General features: G+C 53.8%; 17 protein-coding genes and 1 pseudogene. 10 read left to right on the top strand and 8 right to left on the bottom strand.

Annotated features, from left to right (window positions below; all coding sequences use genetic code 11):
- Positions 1-66: 66 nt before the first annotated feature.
- Together ACE4QZ_RS00585 and ACE4QZ_RS00580 are read left to right on the top strand one after the other, a co-directional pair.
- Positions 67-387 carry an antibiotic biosynthesis monooxygenase gene (locus ACE4QZ_RS00585; protein ID WP_410480284.1) on the top strand — a complete coding sequence of 107 codons (321 nt, stop codon included), beginning with the start codon at positions 67-69 and terminating at the stop codon, positions 385-387.
- Positions 374-667, top strand: coding sequence for a LysR family transcriptional regulator (locus ACE4QZ_RS00580; RefSeq protein ID WP_023383548.1), 294 nt, complete (start codon positions 374-376; stop codon positions 665-667). Before ACE4QZ_RS00585 ends, ACE4QZ_RS00580 begins: the two co-directional genes overlap by 14 nt.
- A gap of 413 nt (positions 668-1,080) precedes the next feature.
- Here ACE4QZ_RS00580 and ACE4QZ_RS00575 read toward each other — a convergent pair whose 3' ends face one another.
- From ACE4QZ_RS00575 to ACE4QZ_RS00565, 3 genes are all read right to left on the bottom strand, one after another.
- Positions 1,081-2,085: an AraC family transcriptional regulator gene (locus tag ACE4QZ_RS00575; RefSeq protein WP_410480283.1), complete on the bottom strand. Its 1,005-nt coding sequence runs from the start codon at positions 2,083-2,085 to the stop codon at positions 1,081-1,083.
- A 105-nt stretch (positions 2,086-2,190) separates the two neighbouring features.
- Positions 2,191-3,372 (bottom strand): alcohol dehydrogenase catalytic domain-containing protein, encoded by a 1,182-nt coding sequence (locus tag ACE4QZ_RS00570; RefSeq protein WP_368972385.1) that lies wholly within the window; start codon positions 3,370-3,372, stop codon positions 2,191-2,193.
- A gap of 76 nt (positions 3,373-3,448) precedes the next feature.
- Positions 3,449-4,273: a LysR substrate-binding domain-containing protein gene (locus ACE4QZ_RS00565; RefSeq protein ID WP_023383551.1), complete on the bottom strand. Its 825-nt coding sequence runs from the start codon at positions 4,271-4,273 to the stop codon at positions 3,449-3,451.
- Between ACE4QZ_RS00565 and ACE4QZ_RS00560 the strand changes: the two genes are divergently transcribed.
- The 4 genes and pseudogenes from ACE4QZ_RS00560 (at position 4,211) to ACE4QZ_RS00545 (ending at position 6,461) form a co-directional block, all read left to right on the top strand.
- Positions 4,211-4,876 (top strand): SDR family oxidoreductase, encoded by a 666-nt coding sequence (locus ACE4QZ_RS00560; protein ID WP_084212975.1) that lies wholly within the window; start codon positions 4,211-4,213, stop codon positions 4,874-4,876. The genes ACE4QZ_RS00565 and ACE4QZ_RS00560 overlap by 63 nt on opposite strands.
- Before the next feature lie 9 nt (positions 4,877-4,885).
- Positions 4,886-5,341, top strand: coding sequence for a lipocalin-like domain-containing protein (locus tag ACE4QZ_RS00555; protein ID WP_023383553.1), 456 nt, complete (start codon positions 4,886-4,888; stop codon positions 5,339-5,341).
- Positions 5,342-5,747: 406 nt separating this feature from the next.
- Positions 5,748-6,270: pseudogene (locus tag ACE4QZ_RS00550) on the top strand (transposase); the annotation flags it as partial.
- Positions 6,271-6,290: 20 nt separating this feature from the next.
- Positions 6,291-6,461, top strand: coding sequence for a hypothetical protein (locus ACE4QZ_RS00545; RefSeq protein ID WP_023383555.1), 171 nt, complete (start codon positions 6,291-6,293; stop codon positions 6,459-6,461).
- A 51-nt stretch (positions 6,462-6,512) separates the two neighbouring features.
- On the opposite strand, the gene ACE4QZ_RS00540 is transcribed toward ACE4QZ_RS00545, so the two are convergent.
- Complete coding sequence (locus ACE4QZ_RS00540) at positions 6,513-7,145, bottom strand: hypothetical protein (protein WP_148299952.1); 633 nt, start codon at positions 7,143-7,145, stop codon at positions 6,513-6,515.
- A gap of 1,394 nt (positions 7,146-8,539) precedes the next feature.
- On the opposite strand from ACE4QZ_RS00540, the gene ACE4QZ_RS00535 reads away from it, so the two are divergent.
- On the top strand, positions 8,540-9,421 hold the full coding sequence (locus tag ACE4QZ_RS00535; protein ID WP_158491106.1) for a DUF2971 domain-containing protein: 882 nt from the start codon (positions 8,540-8,542) through the stop codon (positions 9,419-9,421).
- A gap of 71 nt (positions 9,422-9,492) precedes the next feature.
- Positions 9,493-10,398, top strand: coding sequence for a hypothetical protein (locus ACE4QZ_RS00530; RefSeq protein WP_148299953.1), 906 nt, complete (start codon positions 9,493-9,495; stop codon positions 10,396-10,398).
- A gap of 383 nt (positions 10,399-10,781) precedes the next feature.
- On the opposite strand, the gene ACE4QZ_RS00525 is transcribed toward ACE4QZ_RS00530, so the two are convergent.
- Positions 10,782-11,210 carry a hypothetical protein gene (locus ACE4QZ_RS00525; RefSeq protein WP_023383559.1) on the bottom strand — a complete coding sequence of 143 codons (429 nt, stop codon included), beginning with the start codon at positions 11,208-11,210 and terminating at the stop codon, positions 10,782-10,784.
- Positions 11,211-11,293: 83 nt separating this feature from the next.
- Here ACE4QZ_RS00525 and ACE4QZ_RS00520 point away from each other — a divergent pair, with 83 nt between their 5' ends.
- Positions 11,294-11,596 carry a helix-turn-helix domain-containing protein gene (locus ACE4QZ_RS00520; protein ID WP_041925812.1) on the top strand — a complete coding sequence of 101 codons (303 nt, stop codon included), beginning with the start codon at positions 11,294-11,296 and terminating at the stop codon, positions 11,594-11,596.
- A gap of 211 nt (positions 11,597-11,807) precedes the next feature.
- Here the strand turns inward: ACE4QZ_RS00520 and ACE4QZ_RS00515 are convergent, their stop codons facing one another.
- Together ACE4QZ_RS00515 and ACE4QZ_RS00510 are read right to left on the bottom strand one after the other, a co-directional pair.
- Positions 11,808-12,137: a lambda-exonuclease family protein gene (locus ACE4QZ_RS00515; protein ID WP_238546576.1), complete on the bottom strand. Its 330-nt coding sequence runs from the start codon at positions 12,135-12,137 to the stop codon at positions 11,808-11,810.
- A gap of 216 nt (positions 12,138-12,353) precedes the next feature.
- Entirely contained in the window at positions 12,354-12,992 is a 639-nt protein-coding gene (locus ACE4QZ_RS00510) for a hypothetical protein (RefSeq protein WP_023383562.1), read from the bottom strand.
- A 772-nt stretch (positions 12,993-13,764) separates the two neighbouring features.
- On the opposite strand from ACE4QZ_RS00510, the gene ACE4QZ_RS00505 reads away from it, so the two are divergent.
- Positions 13,765-14,082, top strand: a complete 318-nt coding sequence (locus ACE4QZ_RS00505) for a hypothetical protein (RefSeq protein ID WP_023383564.1) — start codon at positions 13,765-13,767, stop codon at positions 14,080-14,082.
- 661 nt (positions 14,083-14,743) lie between these two features.
- Here ACE4QZ_RS00505 and ACE4QZ_RS00500 read toward each other — a convergent pair.
- On the bottom strand, positions 14,744-15,268 hold the full coding sequence (locus ACE4QZ_RS00500; RefSeq protein WP_023383565.1) for an RDD family protein: 525 nt from the start codon (positions 15,266-15,268) through the stop codon (positions 14,744-14,746).
- Between the last annotated feature and the right edge of the window lie 12 nt (positions 15,269-15,280).

The following is a 15,280-nucleotide window of genomic DNA, read 5'->3' as shown; positions in this document are numbered from 1 at the left end:
AATATTGAAATATTTTTCGAACTGAAGTGGCGAATTATCGTCAATTTTAAATCGGGAGTATTAGCAATGGGATTGATTTCAGTCAGCGCGTTAGAGGTTCGCTTCGAAGACCGCCCTGACGAAGATGTACTTTTAGCCGTAGACGACCTGGTTAACGTGCTTCGCACTGCGCCGGGGTGTATGAGCTATACGATAATCGCGCTGAACAAGTACTTCAGCTCGATGATCATTAGCGGCTTCTGGGACAATGAGCAAGATATGATAGATCATTTTTCAAGCTCAAGTTTCGCAGTGTTGACGGAATGCTTGACCTCCCATTGCCGAAGCATCTCCTTTAGAGCATTGTTCATGGACAATGAAATGCGGGGGCAACATGCAGAATCCTGAAAAAGTGTTACTGGATGCAGATCTACACAGTCTGATTACTTTCTTAGTGGTTTATCAAGAAGGGGGAGTGACTCGGGCTTCTGAGCGCTTGGGTGTAAAACAGCCAGCCATCAGCAATACCATAGCTAAGCTTCGCAAACGATTTGGTGATGAGCTCTTTTTGGGCAAGCGGGCTTGGACACCGACAAAACGCGCCAACCAGCTTGCAACCGCTCTAGGACCTGCTCTCAGCACTTTGCATGAGGCGCTTGCTAGCGTGGATAAAGAAGGCGCTCAGTAAGTCTCAAGGAAACACTTCTACCGCCTTTCCCAAGGCGGTTTCACCCTCTGCCTCAACCGAAAATGTAAAAAAACCATGGCCTGACGGCCATGGTAAAGGGAGGTTAGTTATCCCATCCCAAGGAGCCAAGAAGTGATCACTGCGTGCTCATTCGATACGCAATGACTGAAAGATGTCTGGTAAAAAAGCCGCCTGCAGGCAAGCGGCAACACCAAAGGGCAATGAAGGACACTCGGTTAGTGCAAGGAGGGGTACCGCGCCTCGCTTCATTGAAAGTTACAGTAATGGAAAAACTAGCGCTGGCAAAATCAAACACGCTGATAGTCACTATTAATAGACTTCTCATCCTATACGTTGAACTGGTCTAATCCAGTAATTCCTAGGTTTCGCCACCAACATTACGCGACGCGTATTTAAGCTCCTCGCCGTTTGATCGTCATGGAAGGTGTTTCTCCGAATCGCTGCTTGTAGTCAGACGAAAACCGACCAAGATGGGTAAAACCCCATTTTAGTGCCGTGGACGATACCTGAACGTCTGGATGCTGCTGGGTTTCGAGCTCTACACGAACGCGCCGCAGGCGAATCTCCTTCAAGAACTGCATCGGCGATAGCCCACGGAATCGTTGAAAACTGAGTTGCACTGTACGAGCAGTCACGCCGGCGTGTCTTGCAATTTGCGAGATCGTGAGAGGCTCCTGAGCATGATCTTCCATGAAATCCTCAATCATCCGAACAACCGCAGGGACCACCCTTTTTTCGGCCGACTCTCGCAGCGCCTGGCTGTAATTACTAACATGAAAATCGAGCAAAGAAGAGGCCAGCACCTCACCAATTTGGCTTTGTAGATGCGATGAAACTAATGACTTGGACGATAGCTGACTGTAAGCCCACCACATTGTCTGTAGCCAATTCAGGCCTGCTGACGTATCCGTGGGCAGATGAGGCTGAAAGTAGATGTCTTGCTTGATACTTCTTCCCAGCTGACGTTGAAGCATGGTTTCCAACAGCGTTCGATCAATGCAGACGAGCAGCTTGTCAGTGCCAGGGAAATGATTGAAGAAGGAGTGCCGATGGTAGTTGAAAACCGTGGCATGTCCGGGGTTACAGTTGAGGCGCAACTGATCACTGATCGCGTGCTCATGTCCAGTAAGGACCGACTGGACCAGCACGATGTCATCCAGCTTTCCAGGGTTGATCGCTACCTCTCCCCCAAAGGACATTCTGGCAACCCCAGCCTCGCCGGTCGATCGATGAAAAAATCGAGCCTTGAAGTCGATTCCCTTTTTTTCAAGCCGGTTCTTGCAGAACATCCACTCACCGCATAGCACCGCCTCCTCTAGGTCGGACGACTCGCATACGCTGAAATCCGCGAGTACCTGATCAGAGGGTATAAATGGGGAGACGTTGGGCCAGGCCATGGAAAGCCCTCCAAAACTGCGATGACTTATACCAGCAACCTACCAACATAAGAGAGCTGAGAACAACGTCAAGGCGACGATCTGTGTCGTCGCCTTGCTTCGCCGTTATGCGTGCACGATGTGATAGTTCAAGAAGCCGCTGGCATCGGTTTGGATATCTTCAAGGGCTTGGTTGAGCTGGTCCAGTGTGTAAGGACGAGGTGCCCACTGATTGGTGTCGAGTAATCCCGCTCTGATCAACGCCATCAGCTCATGCGCTTCTGCTGTGGTAAACCACAGTGAGCCGATGTAATGAAGCTGGGTACACATGAACGGGTGAGGATCGATCGGAATAGGTCCGCTTACGCCGCCGATCTGTACGATCTTTCCTCCCGACGTGACGGCGTTCATAGCCGAAACAGAAAGCTCTGCTGGAGCTTTCGCGCCAAGCGTATCAACTACCGCGTGAACTCCTCCCGGAGCCATGTCACGAATGCTTGCGTGCAAGTCGGTACTCGTGATCTGTAGGGAGCGAATGCGTTTTGGGGCCAATTGGCGAAGTCGTTCGAGTGCAGTCCTATCTCGCGCTGCCACGATGATATCCGTCACGCCCATCGCTAATGCGGCAAGCGTGGCTCCGATACCCAAGGTTCCTGAAGCCCCCAGTACTAGCAAGCTCTGACCGGGCGTGAGTTCAAGCTTTTTCAACGCAGAGTAAGCTGTGCCCAAGTATCCAAGGCGTGTGGCAACCTCGAATGGCAGTTCGTCAGCCAAGGTGATCAGGTTACGCGCAGGCGCTCGAAGATACTGGGCGTACCCGGCATGGCGATACTCGCGAAATACCTCACTCGAAGATGGGCTGAATCCGAAATAGCCCATGAAGGTGTAGCTAGCGCACCGCGTCGGAAGGCCAGCCAGACACTGCTTACAGTTGCCGCAACTCAGTCCTGGATTGATATACACCCGGTCACCTTCTTTGAAATCTTTCACAGAGCGGCCAACCGATACCACAGTACCTGCGGCATCCAACCCGAACACAGCAGGCAGCTCCGGCAGAGGTAGGAACGGGTACCACTCAGGAAAATTTGTGACGACGTTACGCAGATTTGGGATAACACCGCAGGCGGCAGTTTTGATCAGGACATCATGCTCACCAACATCTGGAAGCGGAATTTCGTCCACGGTAAATTTGCCACCAACTTCGTGTAGGCGAGCAGCCAACATCGTACCTGGCATGAAGCAAACCCTCTTTTTTTCGTTGTCAGGGCTGTGAGGCTCTTGAAAGCCGTTGAGGTATGACCGGCACATCGGCCACAGCTCCAATTATCCGCTCGGCTTCGAACGTGGCTATCCAGGCCCAGTAGCCGCTATCCAGATAGCGAAATTATTTGGTATCGCTCGATGAGGCTTGTGGTGCGGCCGGACTTTGAGCCAACTGACGCAGCCAGAGAATAGCCGCGTCAGCATCATCCCTCGGATGCCAAGCCATCATGAGTTGGAGAGGCTCGCTTTCAAATGGCAACTCAAACGTCTCGATGGCATCGTTCTGGGACTGAGTGAGCATGCGAGGCATCGTACAGACCAAGTCCGTCGACATCAGAATCCCTGGAACCATCCCAGCGGTCGGCACGGTAAGGTAGATCTTTCGGCTCATGCCAGCGGAGCGCAAATACTCATCCATATACCCCCTAAAGCTCTCCCGCTCAGGCGATACGACAAGATGATTGAGTTCACAGTACCCATCCAGGGTAAGAGGCTCACTTCCACGAGGGTGCCCTTTGCGCTGCGCCATGACGAACTCATCGGTCCTAAGTGCCGTGCATCTCATCCCCAGAGGAACGCCGCGGCTAGAGTCGATCAGCAGATCGAAAACACCTTCCTCCATCTGCCTTCCTATGAGCCCAGGATCAACGGCATTGAGAGACACCTGAATTTGGGTACCAGCGTGCTTGGCGATCGATGCAATCAACGGCTCACAAATGGTGCTTAAGGCGGTATCACAGGCGGCTATCCGGAAGACTCTCTTGTCGTTCCAAGGATCGAATCCCAACTCACTTTGAATGACTGAACCGAGAGTCATCAGGGCTGCACGTAGAGGTCCCCGCAGCGCCAATGCCCGGGCGGTGGGTGTCATGCTCCGGCCTTTTTGAATCGGGACCAACAGCGGATCGCCCATCAGCTCGCGCAAGCGCGAAAGCTGTGCAGACATCGCGGGCTGGCTGATCGCCGCAGCCTTGAACTCTGTATTCCAGGCCTTATCGAAGCCATGGGTGGTTTAGATGTGCTCATCAACAACGCCGGTGTATCGGGCCCCACCGCTCCCGTTGAGCAACTTGACCCCGATGAGTGGGACAAGGTCATGCAGATAAATTTGAATGGTACCTTCAACGTTACGCGCCTGGCCGTTCCTGCGCTCAAGCGTTCATCTCACCCCTCCATCATTAACATGTCTTCTGTCGCTGGACGACTTGGCTACCCAGATCGCTCCCCTTACTCGACCAGCAAATGGGGATTGATTGGTTTCACCAAGAGCCTTTCACGTGAACTCGGCGGGTATGGGATTCGTGTTAACGCCATTCTGCCCGGAGCTGTCGAAGGGGAACGCTTTGAGAACGTGCTCAAAGGCAGGGCCAATCTCAGCGGCAACTCCGTGGAGGAAGAACGTAGCAAGGCGCTTTCTGTTCAATCCCTCCAACGCCTGGTGGACCCGAAGGACATTGCAGAACTAGCAGCCTTCCTAGCATCGGACGCAGGCAAGTCCATCTCTGGACAGCTGTTGCCAATCGACAACGACATGCAGCAGACGATGTGAGGTACGACCATGAGCATGCGTGAAAAACTGATTGGAACATGGGTTCTCGAAACCTACACAGAATACCCAGTGGACGGATCTGCCCCTGTATATCCCTTCGGTGAACATCCTGAAGGATTCATAATCTACTCGGCAGATGGCTATATGTCGGCTCAGTTGAGCATGCCGAATCGAGCATCGTTTTCATCAGGTGACTGGTTCGAGGGTACTGATGCGGAGTACCGCTCTCAAGGCCTGTCGTACATCTCCTACAGCGGCCCCTTTGATGTAGACGAACACTCGGGTGAGCTCACCCACACCATCGCAGTCTCGATGTTCCCGAATTGGATAGGCCAAGTGCAGCCGCGAACCGTGAAGCTTGTAGGAGATACGTTGGAACTGGGTAATACCAGTCAATATCGGTCGTTAGGACGTGCGGTGAATGCACGGATCCTCTGGAGTCGAGCAAGTCGCATTCTTGGCTGAAGCGCTGAAATACGATTTGGGGTGCACCCTTCCTTTGTCAGGTACGGCTTCGCTTGCACTTCCGGCCTGACGAGGAATTGACTCTGGTGGTTCAGGGATAGGTCGCGTTGTATGGTGCGTTAAGGCGCGACCTTCGAATTTGACTGACACGCCTGTCAGCTCGTGTATCCTTACAGCTGAGGGCTGCAACTGCGCATCTGTCGGGACTGGGTACCAGCAAAAGCCCCCCCGCAACTTTGGCAGCAGAGGAAGCTGGTTTCTCTGAGGTAGTGACGACGGGCATAGCCGGTCGGATTCTGAACCCAAGGTCGCAAGGCTGGGAGCTAAAGGATCGCTGCGACTACCCCTCAAAATTTTCTCGACCCTCGGGACACCAGCGGCGTCCCATTCGCGTCTAGTTTTTTAGGACGATTACATCACCGAAGAAAACCCAGTTCGGGTGGTCGACGTTTTCGTCGATGAACTCGACCTGGGAGCACTCGGCTTCGAGGGTGTCGATCCGGCTGCAACGGGTCGTCCGGCCTACCATCCAGCAATCCTGCTGAAAATCTACATCTATGGCTACCTCAACCGGATTCAGTCCAGCTGCCGGCTTGAGCGCGACGCAGAGCGCAATGTCGAGCTGATGTGGCTAACGGGCCGGTTGGCTCCCGACTTCAAAACGATTGCCGACTTTCGCCGGGACAAGCAAAGCCATTCGCAGCGTGTGCCGGCAATTCGTAGTGCTGTGCCGCAACCTCAATCTTTTGTCCCAGTCGATCATTACCATCGACGGCAGCAAATTCAAAGCCGTAAATATCCGCGACCGCAACTTTACCCAGGGCAAGATGAAGGCGCGAATGCAGCACATCGAGCAGAGCATTGACCGCTATCTTGCGGCGATGGATTCGGCAGATCGGGCAGCGCCCGAGGTCGCCGAGGCAAGCAAGCAGCCGCAGGTGGCATTGCGTTGATCAACGCAACCGGTAGCCTGGGAGGCTTGGTTGGATCTTACGCTGTCGGCTGGCTCAAGGATGTTACTGGGTCGTTTACCGCCGGGTTGATCGGCATGGCGTCTATGCTGTGCTTGGCTAACGTGCTGACCGTTGTTCTCAGTCTGATGGTCAAGCAAAAAGCCTAGGCAGTGAGTTGGGTGTAAGGGAGCAGGCCCATCAAGTGAGCCTGCCACTTTTCACATGTAGAGAAGATCACCCTCATTCTCCCGCCAAGCGTCCAGGTGTCTTTTCAGAGTGCATAAGGAATCCTCATGGTCTGGGAACCGGGCCGGATTGATCGCATCGCAGCGTACCTGGGCTTCGTCAAGACCAATGAAATCTTCAACCGCCTCCCGACTGAACATTTTATGTACCTTGGTAACTCGATCCCTTACCGAATGGCTTTTTCCAGTGCTCATCATGGCCGAGACGATCTTTGCAAAGTCCTCGTCGTCCTTGATGGCTTCTGCCATCCAACGTCGAGGCTCTTCATTGCTCTTCGCGTAATCCCTCCAGCGATACAACAGCGATACAAGGTCGTCCTCTGCCATCAGCGCGACGTCGGCTGCAGCGTGGGCTCTGATGATTTTCACCCAGAGCGCCTTCATCGCCTCTACGGTTCCTTCATCTAGTGCGGGATCAAATTTATCCCTATCACCAGGCTTGTTATCTGCGGGATCGCTTAAGTGGATAAGGAGGTCCTCGGATTTCGTCCGGATGGGTGCTTCAGAGCCAACCTCAACAGATTGATGCACTGTAGGTTGCTTAGGGGAACCTGCACTGTTGCGGGCGGACCACCACGCTCTCAGACGAGCGATCTTGCCTGTCACTGCCTGGACTGCCGGATAGTTGCGTAGGTGCGCTCGCACCAACGCGACCTCTCGGAAACAGTGGGACTGCGCCCCACACAATGACTTGCTCCTTCAACTCCAGTGCTCCGACACATAGCATCCATCCATTCAGCTTCCGAAATGATCCGGCCATGCTAGCCGATCGCTGACATGGCCGTTGGCTTGTATCGCTTGCCTTAAGGCCAAACCGAAATCACGATTTTTAGCTACCGCCGAATCACCAGTGACGGTTCTCCTATAAACGTCATGCCTCGCTGTTTGCCAGGTGACTTACCGAAGAAATAAGTTGACACAGGCTGAAAGTGGCGATCCATCAACATGCTAACCAATTGCACCGTTCTGCGTACCGATTTGGCACTTGCTTGACGGTTTGCGCGGACTGGTGGACAGCACCGTAATATAATGGGCCTCGTTGCATCGCATTATTTGCGCTGGTTCCGTGCATCATCTATGACGAATGGCGGGTTATGCTTTGCAGCGAAAGGGCGTGCCTTACCGGGATCGAAAGCGCGGATGCCAGCATACTGAACAGTAATGGGCGATTGATTGGGTGCATTACAATCGGTGCAATTCAATCATGAATAATCACAGCGAAGGTTATGGGTAGGTGGTACAGATGGCCAAATGGATATCGCGGATACAAAAAAACCGCCTGGACGGGCGGTTTCTCTGTGCGATCCGAATGGATGTTCGTTTCGCGGTTCGCTGACAGCATCAACAAGGTCGATAGTATCCAGCGTGGTGCCGCTGCGCAATACGCCGCGATAAGCGTACATATTGCAGGGAGCGCTCCGGCAAAACCGCCGAAACACCTTGGATCCTCTAGAAAGGCTGCTTGGTAAAAAATTTGCTGAACGTAAACACACACGAAAACACACGAACACGACGGGAATAATCATTATTTTTCAACGAACAGGTGAATACGCTTGATCGGCACCAGTTGCACCTGTCAAGGGAATTCTGCGAAAAATCTTGACATTGAAAAATAAAAATGTGCTCCACGCAAAAGTACTTTTTTGTGTCAGTCGATAAGTGGTATGAAAGAACACGGGCAGGGGGACTGCCCTCAAACGCCTCTTGACCGCGTCTGGACAACGCGCCGGAAATCGAGAGGGCCGATAGACATCCCGGTTCGCTGCCAGCATCAACATCTGATCAGTGAAACCGTTGCGCAGTCCGGCAAGCGCAACGGCCCGGGGCTCCTTACTGGGGGTTACCATGAAAACTAAGCTGAAACCCGTGGTCGAGGTCGTCAACGTGGCTGATTTCATTGCCAAGTTGGCGAATGTTTACCGGGCCTGGGCCTGGTTCCGCGATCACATCGACCTCTAAGCAATACCGATTCACAACCCCGCCACATGGCGGGGTTTTTCTTGCGCAACTTGACGCGCAACAAGATTTCGCAAGCATTGCTCGGCAATGCTCATCAGCAGTCGACCGTCATTCGACAACCAAAAGGAGTTAGTTCGTTGATTCTGTATAAGTACTACGATGCAGCTGGCGGCCGCGCGGCCCTAAGAAGCCGTCGACTGGGATTTCGCACTCCGTCGAAATTTAATGATCCCTTTGAGTTGACCGCGCTATCCAACGGCGATGGGCCGCTATCGAAGATGGACACCCTTCGCAATCAGATTGTGCAGTTAAAGGACCAGGTGGTCATTCTCAGCCTGACCCGTAGCCCCCTCAATCCCCTCATGTGGGCCCATTACGGCAGAGAACATACCGGCGTGGTCATAGCTTATGACGTAAGCGGTCCCTTCCTGAGCTCGCAGGAATACAACCTCATTCCTGCAGATATTGGCGACGTCATCTACACACACACCAAATCCCCGTTCAAGATGACGCCGGAAACCATGAGCACGTTGGGCCGGGTCCACCGACAAGGCTTTGGAGCACCGGCTACACAGACCTTCGAGCAACAAGCCCTGGCAAGGCGTTTGTTCCTGACAAAGCACGCCAGCTGGGTATATGAAGAAGAGGTGCGCGTCGTAAAAATTGCAGACAGCCTTTTCGAAGAAACCCACGTGTTCCAGGCCGACCGCCTTCGTGCGTACGATACAGGTAATCCCCTACCTCAAGGACTGCACCTCTATAAAAAAGAGGTTCCGATCACTGCCGTTTACCTGGGGGTAAAAAATACGCTTGCTAGCGACCCTGTTGCACGCCGAGAACTGGAAAGTCTTGACTGCCCGATCCATCAGCTTGGAGTCGATGACGCATCCTGGAACCTAGCAACGAGCCAACTGCTTTTTTGAGGCATTCGTCGCCCTCGAAGTTGAGATTAGGCCGGCGTGAGAAGTGAACGTGAAACCCTGGGGAGAAAGCGGTGCGTGAGCGAGTCGCTGAATGGAAGCGCGTTTTCGAATCTGAAGAAAACGCCATCACCAAGGCGTTAAATCAAATGGCGTGGGACATCGCAGCGTACTCATGCGTTGTAGAAATGGTGCGCCAAGCCCCGACGGTCGGCGGCGAAAAGCAGCTCAATGCGCTGGTAATGGATATGCTAGCGAACGGATTCTGGGCTGGAACAATGCAGGGTGTTCGAAGACTTGTCGAGGTCGAGCCTATCCGCGGCCCGAAAAGCGTGTGCTCTATAGGGGGTCTTATCGCCGACGTCCGAGCGGCACGAGGGAAGCTTACACGGCTGGTCTATGTCAGGGATATTGCGGGCCTGGAGTACAACTACCATCGCACACATGCAGCGTATAACACCTTCGTCAATGAGCAACTGCAACATGGAAGACGATCCTACTGGGTACCAATAAAGTACCACTACGAGCTCTCGATCAAGCGGCACGAGGAGTTCGACTGGCTAAGTGGAGTGAGCGCCGGCGCTTCAACGCCAGACGATCTGATTCGGATCGAGATATTCGACATGCTGGAGGCCCGCCTCGATCGACTTTCATCCGTTATAGAACATGTAAACGTGGATATCGCCCATGCTGCCACCGAGGCAAGTCGACAGGGGCGCATCTTAGAGCGGTGGGGGCTGGCGGACGCTAAGCAAACCTTGCGTGAAATTGCAGAAATTGCGCAGTTGGTGGGCTCCTGGTTCTGCTACAGCGGCGCTGGCACTGTTTTGCCTGCCGCCAATTTCGATCAGTTCGCTCATTTGGACAGCCCATTATTCCAAGTTGACCGTGCCAAACTGCAGGAGATATGGACGGACTTTGATCGCGAAGCACAATCATGGCACCGAGTCGACCCCACAGAGTGGATGCAGACCCAATAGCATGAAGGCGCTTGGTCAACCTCGCTAGGAAACCAGACCATGGAAACCTCGCTCAGACTGTCGACGTCGCGCCCGTTAGCTCATTGCCCGCAGCTTTGCCAAAACAATGGATGAGTGATTGAGGTGGTCAGGGCCCTTATGCGTCCTTTGCGCCATATCCGGCATGGCACTTGGGGCATTCCCACTGACCGACAAATCGGAATTCGCTAGCCAAGTGGGTCAAGCGCATCTTGCGCTCATCGCTGTCCCAGCAGGCCGTGCAAAAGCGACCGGCCTCGCCTTCAAACGTCGAAATCTCGAGCTCGAACGGGCCAACTTGGAGTGTCAGCGTAGGCGATGCCGCAGGCAAAACTGGAAGACTGTTTGATTAACGAGTAGGGCACTTAATGCTCCGAATGCAAACGATAAAGTACCTTCGCAAAGCCGTGCGTGCTTCGAGCAGCGGGATCAGGATAGTAATAAGCCCTTCCATCCTGGAGAGTGAACCTTACAGCTCCTTCCAGTTGGTTCTGCGCGATCTCTGCAAGAGCATTCATTTCCCATCCCTTCCCTCCTCTTAACCAGCCAGGAGAAACGAGCTGAAGGGATTCCAACAACATCCCCTCCTGACCCGACTCAATCCACGTGATGAGGGATGGTAAAGAATCGATAAATACCGTAGTGCGGGTATCAAAGCCCTCATCACATGTCACCACAGTGGCATGGAACCACGGTGACATTTGAGGCTTCAGCATGACGTGCCACCCACGCTGCCCTGGCTCAAGAAGTGCTGCCAGACCTTTGACCTCCGCCCTGCTGTCGGAAACGAACATAACAATGCCTCAAAATGAACAGTATACTGTGTAGCGATATACTGTTCAAAACGGCTTCATCGTTCCTTTTGCGGATTGAGCAAATGGAACTGAAAAAAGCTTTCGGAAAGGTGTTTCGCTGGTTCCGGAAAGAGCGCGCAATCAGCCAGGATGATTTATCCGAGGTTTCCGGTCGAACCTACATCAGCTCACTCGAACGTGGTATGTATTCTCCGACGATTGAAAAGCTCGACGCCTTGGCGCCGATGCTGAACATTCATCCAATCACCCTGCTGGTATGCACTTACGCCGAAAGAGAGGGGGTCTCGACCGAGCTCTTGCTAAAGCGGGTGCAGGAAGAGATCAATCTATCGGAAGCGCCTTGGAAAATCTCCAACTCACAATGATCGCCGCATGCCGCTGGGCTTGTAGGGCTCAAGTGCAGAGAGCGACGCGCCTGAAACCTTCCAACCGCAATTCATTTTGAGCAATTCGGTACCAGGCATCCGGCCGAACCGCCTGTCGCATTCCCAGCTCTAGACAGAAAAGCGTTAGGTCTCATAACGTCCTGAGCCTAATGGCATTTTTTTGATGTAACGGTTAACGAAGCTCCGGAACTTATGGATTGAACCCGTCTAGCGATGCCCTGATAAATGGGATCGAGTCACTCTCGGCAATGATGGGCGTAACCGTGGTACCGGTGTGCTTTTCATAAGCCGCCCTAGCTATGGGTTCCAGCTGATGACCCCTGGCTCGAATACGATCGACGTAGGGGTTTGGCGGCGGGGGAGGCCCGATGCCCAGGCGGAGTCTGAAAAGCTCATATGAACTGCGGAATTTTGACGTGCCCATGATCTGGGGCGCCTCGCTAGCTCCGATTCCCTCACGACGCCATGCAAACCAAGCAGCGGAGTTTTGCTGAGCAGCTGGACCCGTGATGATGCGCATTGCCATATCGCAATCTCCTCTAAAAGTGACCTGCACCGGAACAGTGGAAGGCCTGATAACGGGAGATGCGTAACGTTCTTGCAGAAACTAGATGCCTTGGACTGGCGTCAGTGAGAGGGGGATTTAAGTAAGGAAGGTCTGAGGAGAAGGGACTGGAGCAATGGTGCTAACCTTGAAGACCGGCTGCTAGGCAGCCGGTAGCGTACAACAGCGGTGTTACTCGCCGATCCTCATCGTGCGGGGAAGGCCCAGCATGGCGTTCTGCATACGGAGATCATTCAGCGAGATCGAGGGGTCTGAAGTCGCTGCAGCTGAACTGGCGCAACCCCGGCCGGTTAAGCAAACCGTGTGAATCACCAGGTTCGTCCCCGCGAGCTTGTCGACGTTCTGGCCGCTGGTGGTCTGTGCTGCATCGGATGCTGCGGTTAGGCCTGAGGCGACGTTGTTCCCAACCATCCCAGAGTCGGTGCAATTGTTCAGCAGTGAGCAGGTCGCGAGGGATACAGCCAGAGAGGCACCCGTGGCAACAGCATTGCCCACTGCTGTGTGAGCTTCCTTGTACTGTGAGGCTGGGCCCGCATAGACCTCGCTGATTGTGTACGTGACCTTGGCATCACCCGCAGTCTGGTTGTAGCCAGCTTTCTTGAGAGCGTCATTCACATACGCTGTCATGTCACCAAGGGCGGCGTCCTCGGTCACGGCCTTGACAGGCACACCCTCTACCAGGCGCCCGTTGATCTGTGCTGCTTGAACGCGCACCGGGCCTTTCTCAACGGTGATTGGCTTCGCTGCACAACCAGGTAAGGCGATGATGACGCAGGTGGCAGCTAATGCCGCGATTGCTTTATGGATCACGTGAGCCTCAGGGGGTTGAATAACATGTAACTATAATACTGATGGGTGGCCATGGAGGCTAGTGGCAAAATGCTCATGCAGATGGGGCCGGGGCTGCCGGCGGCGCAAATAGCCATCTGCGTTAGTTGCGAATCGCTGCACCGCTAGTCGTCTCAACGAGCTGCAGGAGGGGGATCGGCTAAAATTTCTGGTAGTGCGGAGAGGTAGAGTAGGCCATGAACAATAACGTCTTCCACAGCGCCACCATCAGGGGTCAGCTTTTCGAGGCCTCAATGATTTACGAAGGCCCCTGGATTTCATTAATCACCCCACGGTCGGCCGTCCATGATGGTGTGCACCTCGGGGTGTGCAACATCGTTCAGTTCGATCCTACTAGCTATAGGTGCCATGGGTTTGGGTGGTACATCGTCAAATATCGCAGTGAAGCTCGGGTATTTCTCAGGGGGTTCACTATTGACGATGCCCGTGCCTTATCGGATGAGTTCGGGATCAAGTTGCTGGACCACGGGGGCTGGGACAGTCGAACGCTTTTTTATCGCAGCAAGGCTTGGGAGGGATTGAGAGCCTGGGTGAGATCGCATCCGAGAATTGCGAAGCGTTATGCAGCTGGTACTAACCCTTACCTTTCAGATTGGTATCTCAGAGCTACTAGCGAAGAAATGGTGCCATTGCCGCTAGGGTAGAGCCAAGATGGTAGTGGCGTGTGCGATCCTCATCTCGTGGCCCCGGCTCCCAGCCGCTCGCCCCCTCACATGTTTTTACCGAGGTTGCAATGGACAAATCGGAAATGAGCAGGCTTTTGGAGCTTCAAGTGCAAGAGAAGCTGAGGGATGGCTATTCAATAACCACCTATGCGATGGACGCAGCTGGTCGGGATCGTGTGAGGTGTGGGATGAAGACCAAAGGTCATTCCCTTCCCAACGAGAATCATGCGGCGGAGGACTGGCAGGAGTACATCGGCAAACTGGAGACGGGGGCGTACAAATCGGTAGTGAGGACAAAAGTGATCGAGACGGGCGACTCTCCAAACATCGATCAGTCTGCCGGCGGCAGTGGTACGGTGGGTCTGTGGAAGGCCCGACGTCACTGAGACAGTGGAGGCTAATACGCCTCTAGACGTAAGGGCTAACAAAGGCGCCCGCGGCGAAAAAAAACTGGGCCTTTGATATACAAAGAGCCCAGTCCTGGTAACCACAGCTGCCGCGGCGCTGTAGGTGGAGAATCCACCGTTACCAAGACTGAGCTCACCTCTTTATCGCCATTAGGATAGTCGACAGCAGTACGACGTCCTGCTTGGCTAGCTTGCGAATCCCCACCAGTTGCACCTGGCTGCTATGTGAAGGACATACGTCCGGGGAAGTCATTTGCGCTGCTCACGTAGTGGTGAGCGACCTGAGGGATAACCGCTTCGACCTAATCGTCCAGCTGTGTTGTCAGTTCCTGGGAGAAGCCCGGACTCGACTATTGTCTGATCTCAAAACTGGCGGTGCATCACCGAGTCGAGAACACAGAGGCAAACACAGGGGATGCATTAGGGAGCGGAGATATCAGGCGGTATGTGGGTAGTGCGCTAACCCGTTACCGTGTTGCTGACTACAAAGGAGGCTTCGCGACCTCGGACCTGACTGGCTTCTCCAGTGGGAGTATCCGTTAACTTTGCCTCAGGTAATGTTCAACATGGGCTGATAAACACCATTTCTATACCAAAAAAAACCGGCCCTGAGGCCGGTCATGTAATTTGGTGCGGGTGGTCACGTGCCCCGTTTAGTCACGGTGGTGGACGCCATGAGGTCGAAGATGAACTGGGATTTCACAGTGAAAACCGGAACCGCGATGAAGGCTGCAAGCACAACGGCTAGCACGAGCGGATGCCCGATGCTGAGCAGAAGCAAGACGGACATGATCTTCAAGGTGGTGCGCAAGATGCACTGCCAGATGGATAGGTTGCCGTTGAGCGAGATCGTCCTGACACGGAACAACAGCTTGCCGGCCGTCGTGCCACGCCAAGTCCTGGTCAGTGTCGCTTCGTAGATCAACCACACCAAAGGCAACAGAACAAGGAAGTAAGGTGCCAGGCTGAGTGCTGCCCCCTCAGTCCAGCTCAGGCCGGGGGTAGCAACGTCGAATGGGCCCGACGTATCGACATGGGCATTATGAGCCATGACTAAAGCCAGTAGTGCTAGCGATCCACCCAGTACCAGCGATACCAAAACAAAATCTGTCGTGGTTGCCGCTATGCGCTGAGCGACGTTCAGCAGTTTGGAGCCAATTTTCATCGTTCACCTGAT

The organism is Pseudomonas sp. DCA-1 (assembly GCF_046523955.1).
Classification (GTDB): Bacteria; Pseudomonadota; Gammaproteobacteria; order Pseudomonadales; family Pseudomonadaceae; genus Aquipseudomonas; species Aquipseudomonas putida_Y.
Note: the sequence above shows the minus strand (reverse complement) of the source record. Positions and strands in the feature narration are given on the sequence as shown.

Coding starts and splice junctions, on each gene's coding strand:
- ACE4QZ_RS00515 (WP_238546576.1), bottom strand. CDS start 12,137: ATGCGCATCATCACGGGTCCAGCTGCTCAGCAAAACTCCGCTGCTTGG.
- ACE4QZ_RS00505 (WP_023383564.1), top strand. CDS start 13,765: ATGGACAAATCGGAAATGAGCAGGCTTTTGGAGCTTCAAGTGCAAGAG.
- ACE4QZ_RS00570 (WP_368972385.1), bottom strand. CDS start 3,372: ATGTGCCGGTCATACCTCAACGGCTTTCAAGAGCCTCACAGCCCTGAC.
- ACE4QZ_RS00580 (WP_023383548.1), top strand. CDS start 374: ATGCAGAATCCTGAAAAAGTGTTACTGGATGCAGATCTACACAGTCTG.
- ACE4QZ_RS00575 (WP_410480283.1), bottom strand. CDS start 2,085: ATGGCCTGGCCCAACGTCTCCCCATTTATACCCTCTGATCAGGTACTC.
- ACE4QZ_RS00520 (WP_041925812.1), top strand. CDS start 11,294: ATGGAACTGAAAAAAGCTTTCGGAAAGGTGTTTCGCTGGTTCCGGAAA.
- ACE4QZ_RS00565 (WP_023383551.1), bottom strand. CDS start 4,273: ATGTCTGCACAGCTTTCGCGCTTGCGCGAGCTGATGGGCGATCCGCTG.
- ACE4QZ_RS00500 (WP_023383565.1), bottom strand. CDS start 15,268: ATGAAAATTGGCTCCAAACTGCTGAACGTCGCTCAGCGCATAGCGGCA.
- ACE4QZ_RS00555 (WP_023383553.1), top strand. CDS start 4,886: ATGAGCATGCGTGAAAAACTGATTGGAACATGGGTTCTCGAAACCTAC.
- ACE4QZ_RS00525 (WP_023383559.1), bottom strand. CDS start 11,210: ATGTTCGTTTCCGACAGCAGGGCGGAGGTCAAAGGTCTGGCAGCACTT.
- ACE4QZ_RS00585 (WP_410480284.1), top strand. CDS start 67: ATGGGATTGATTTCAGTCAGCGCGTTAGAGGTTCGCTTCGAAGACCGC.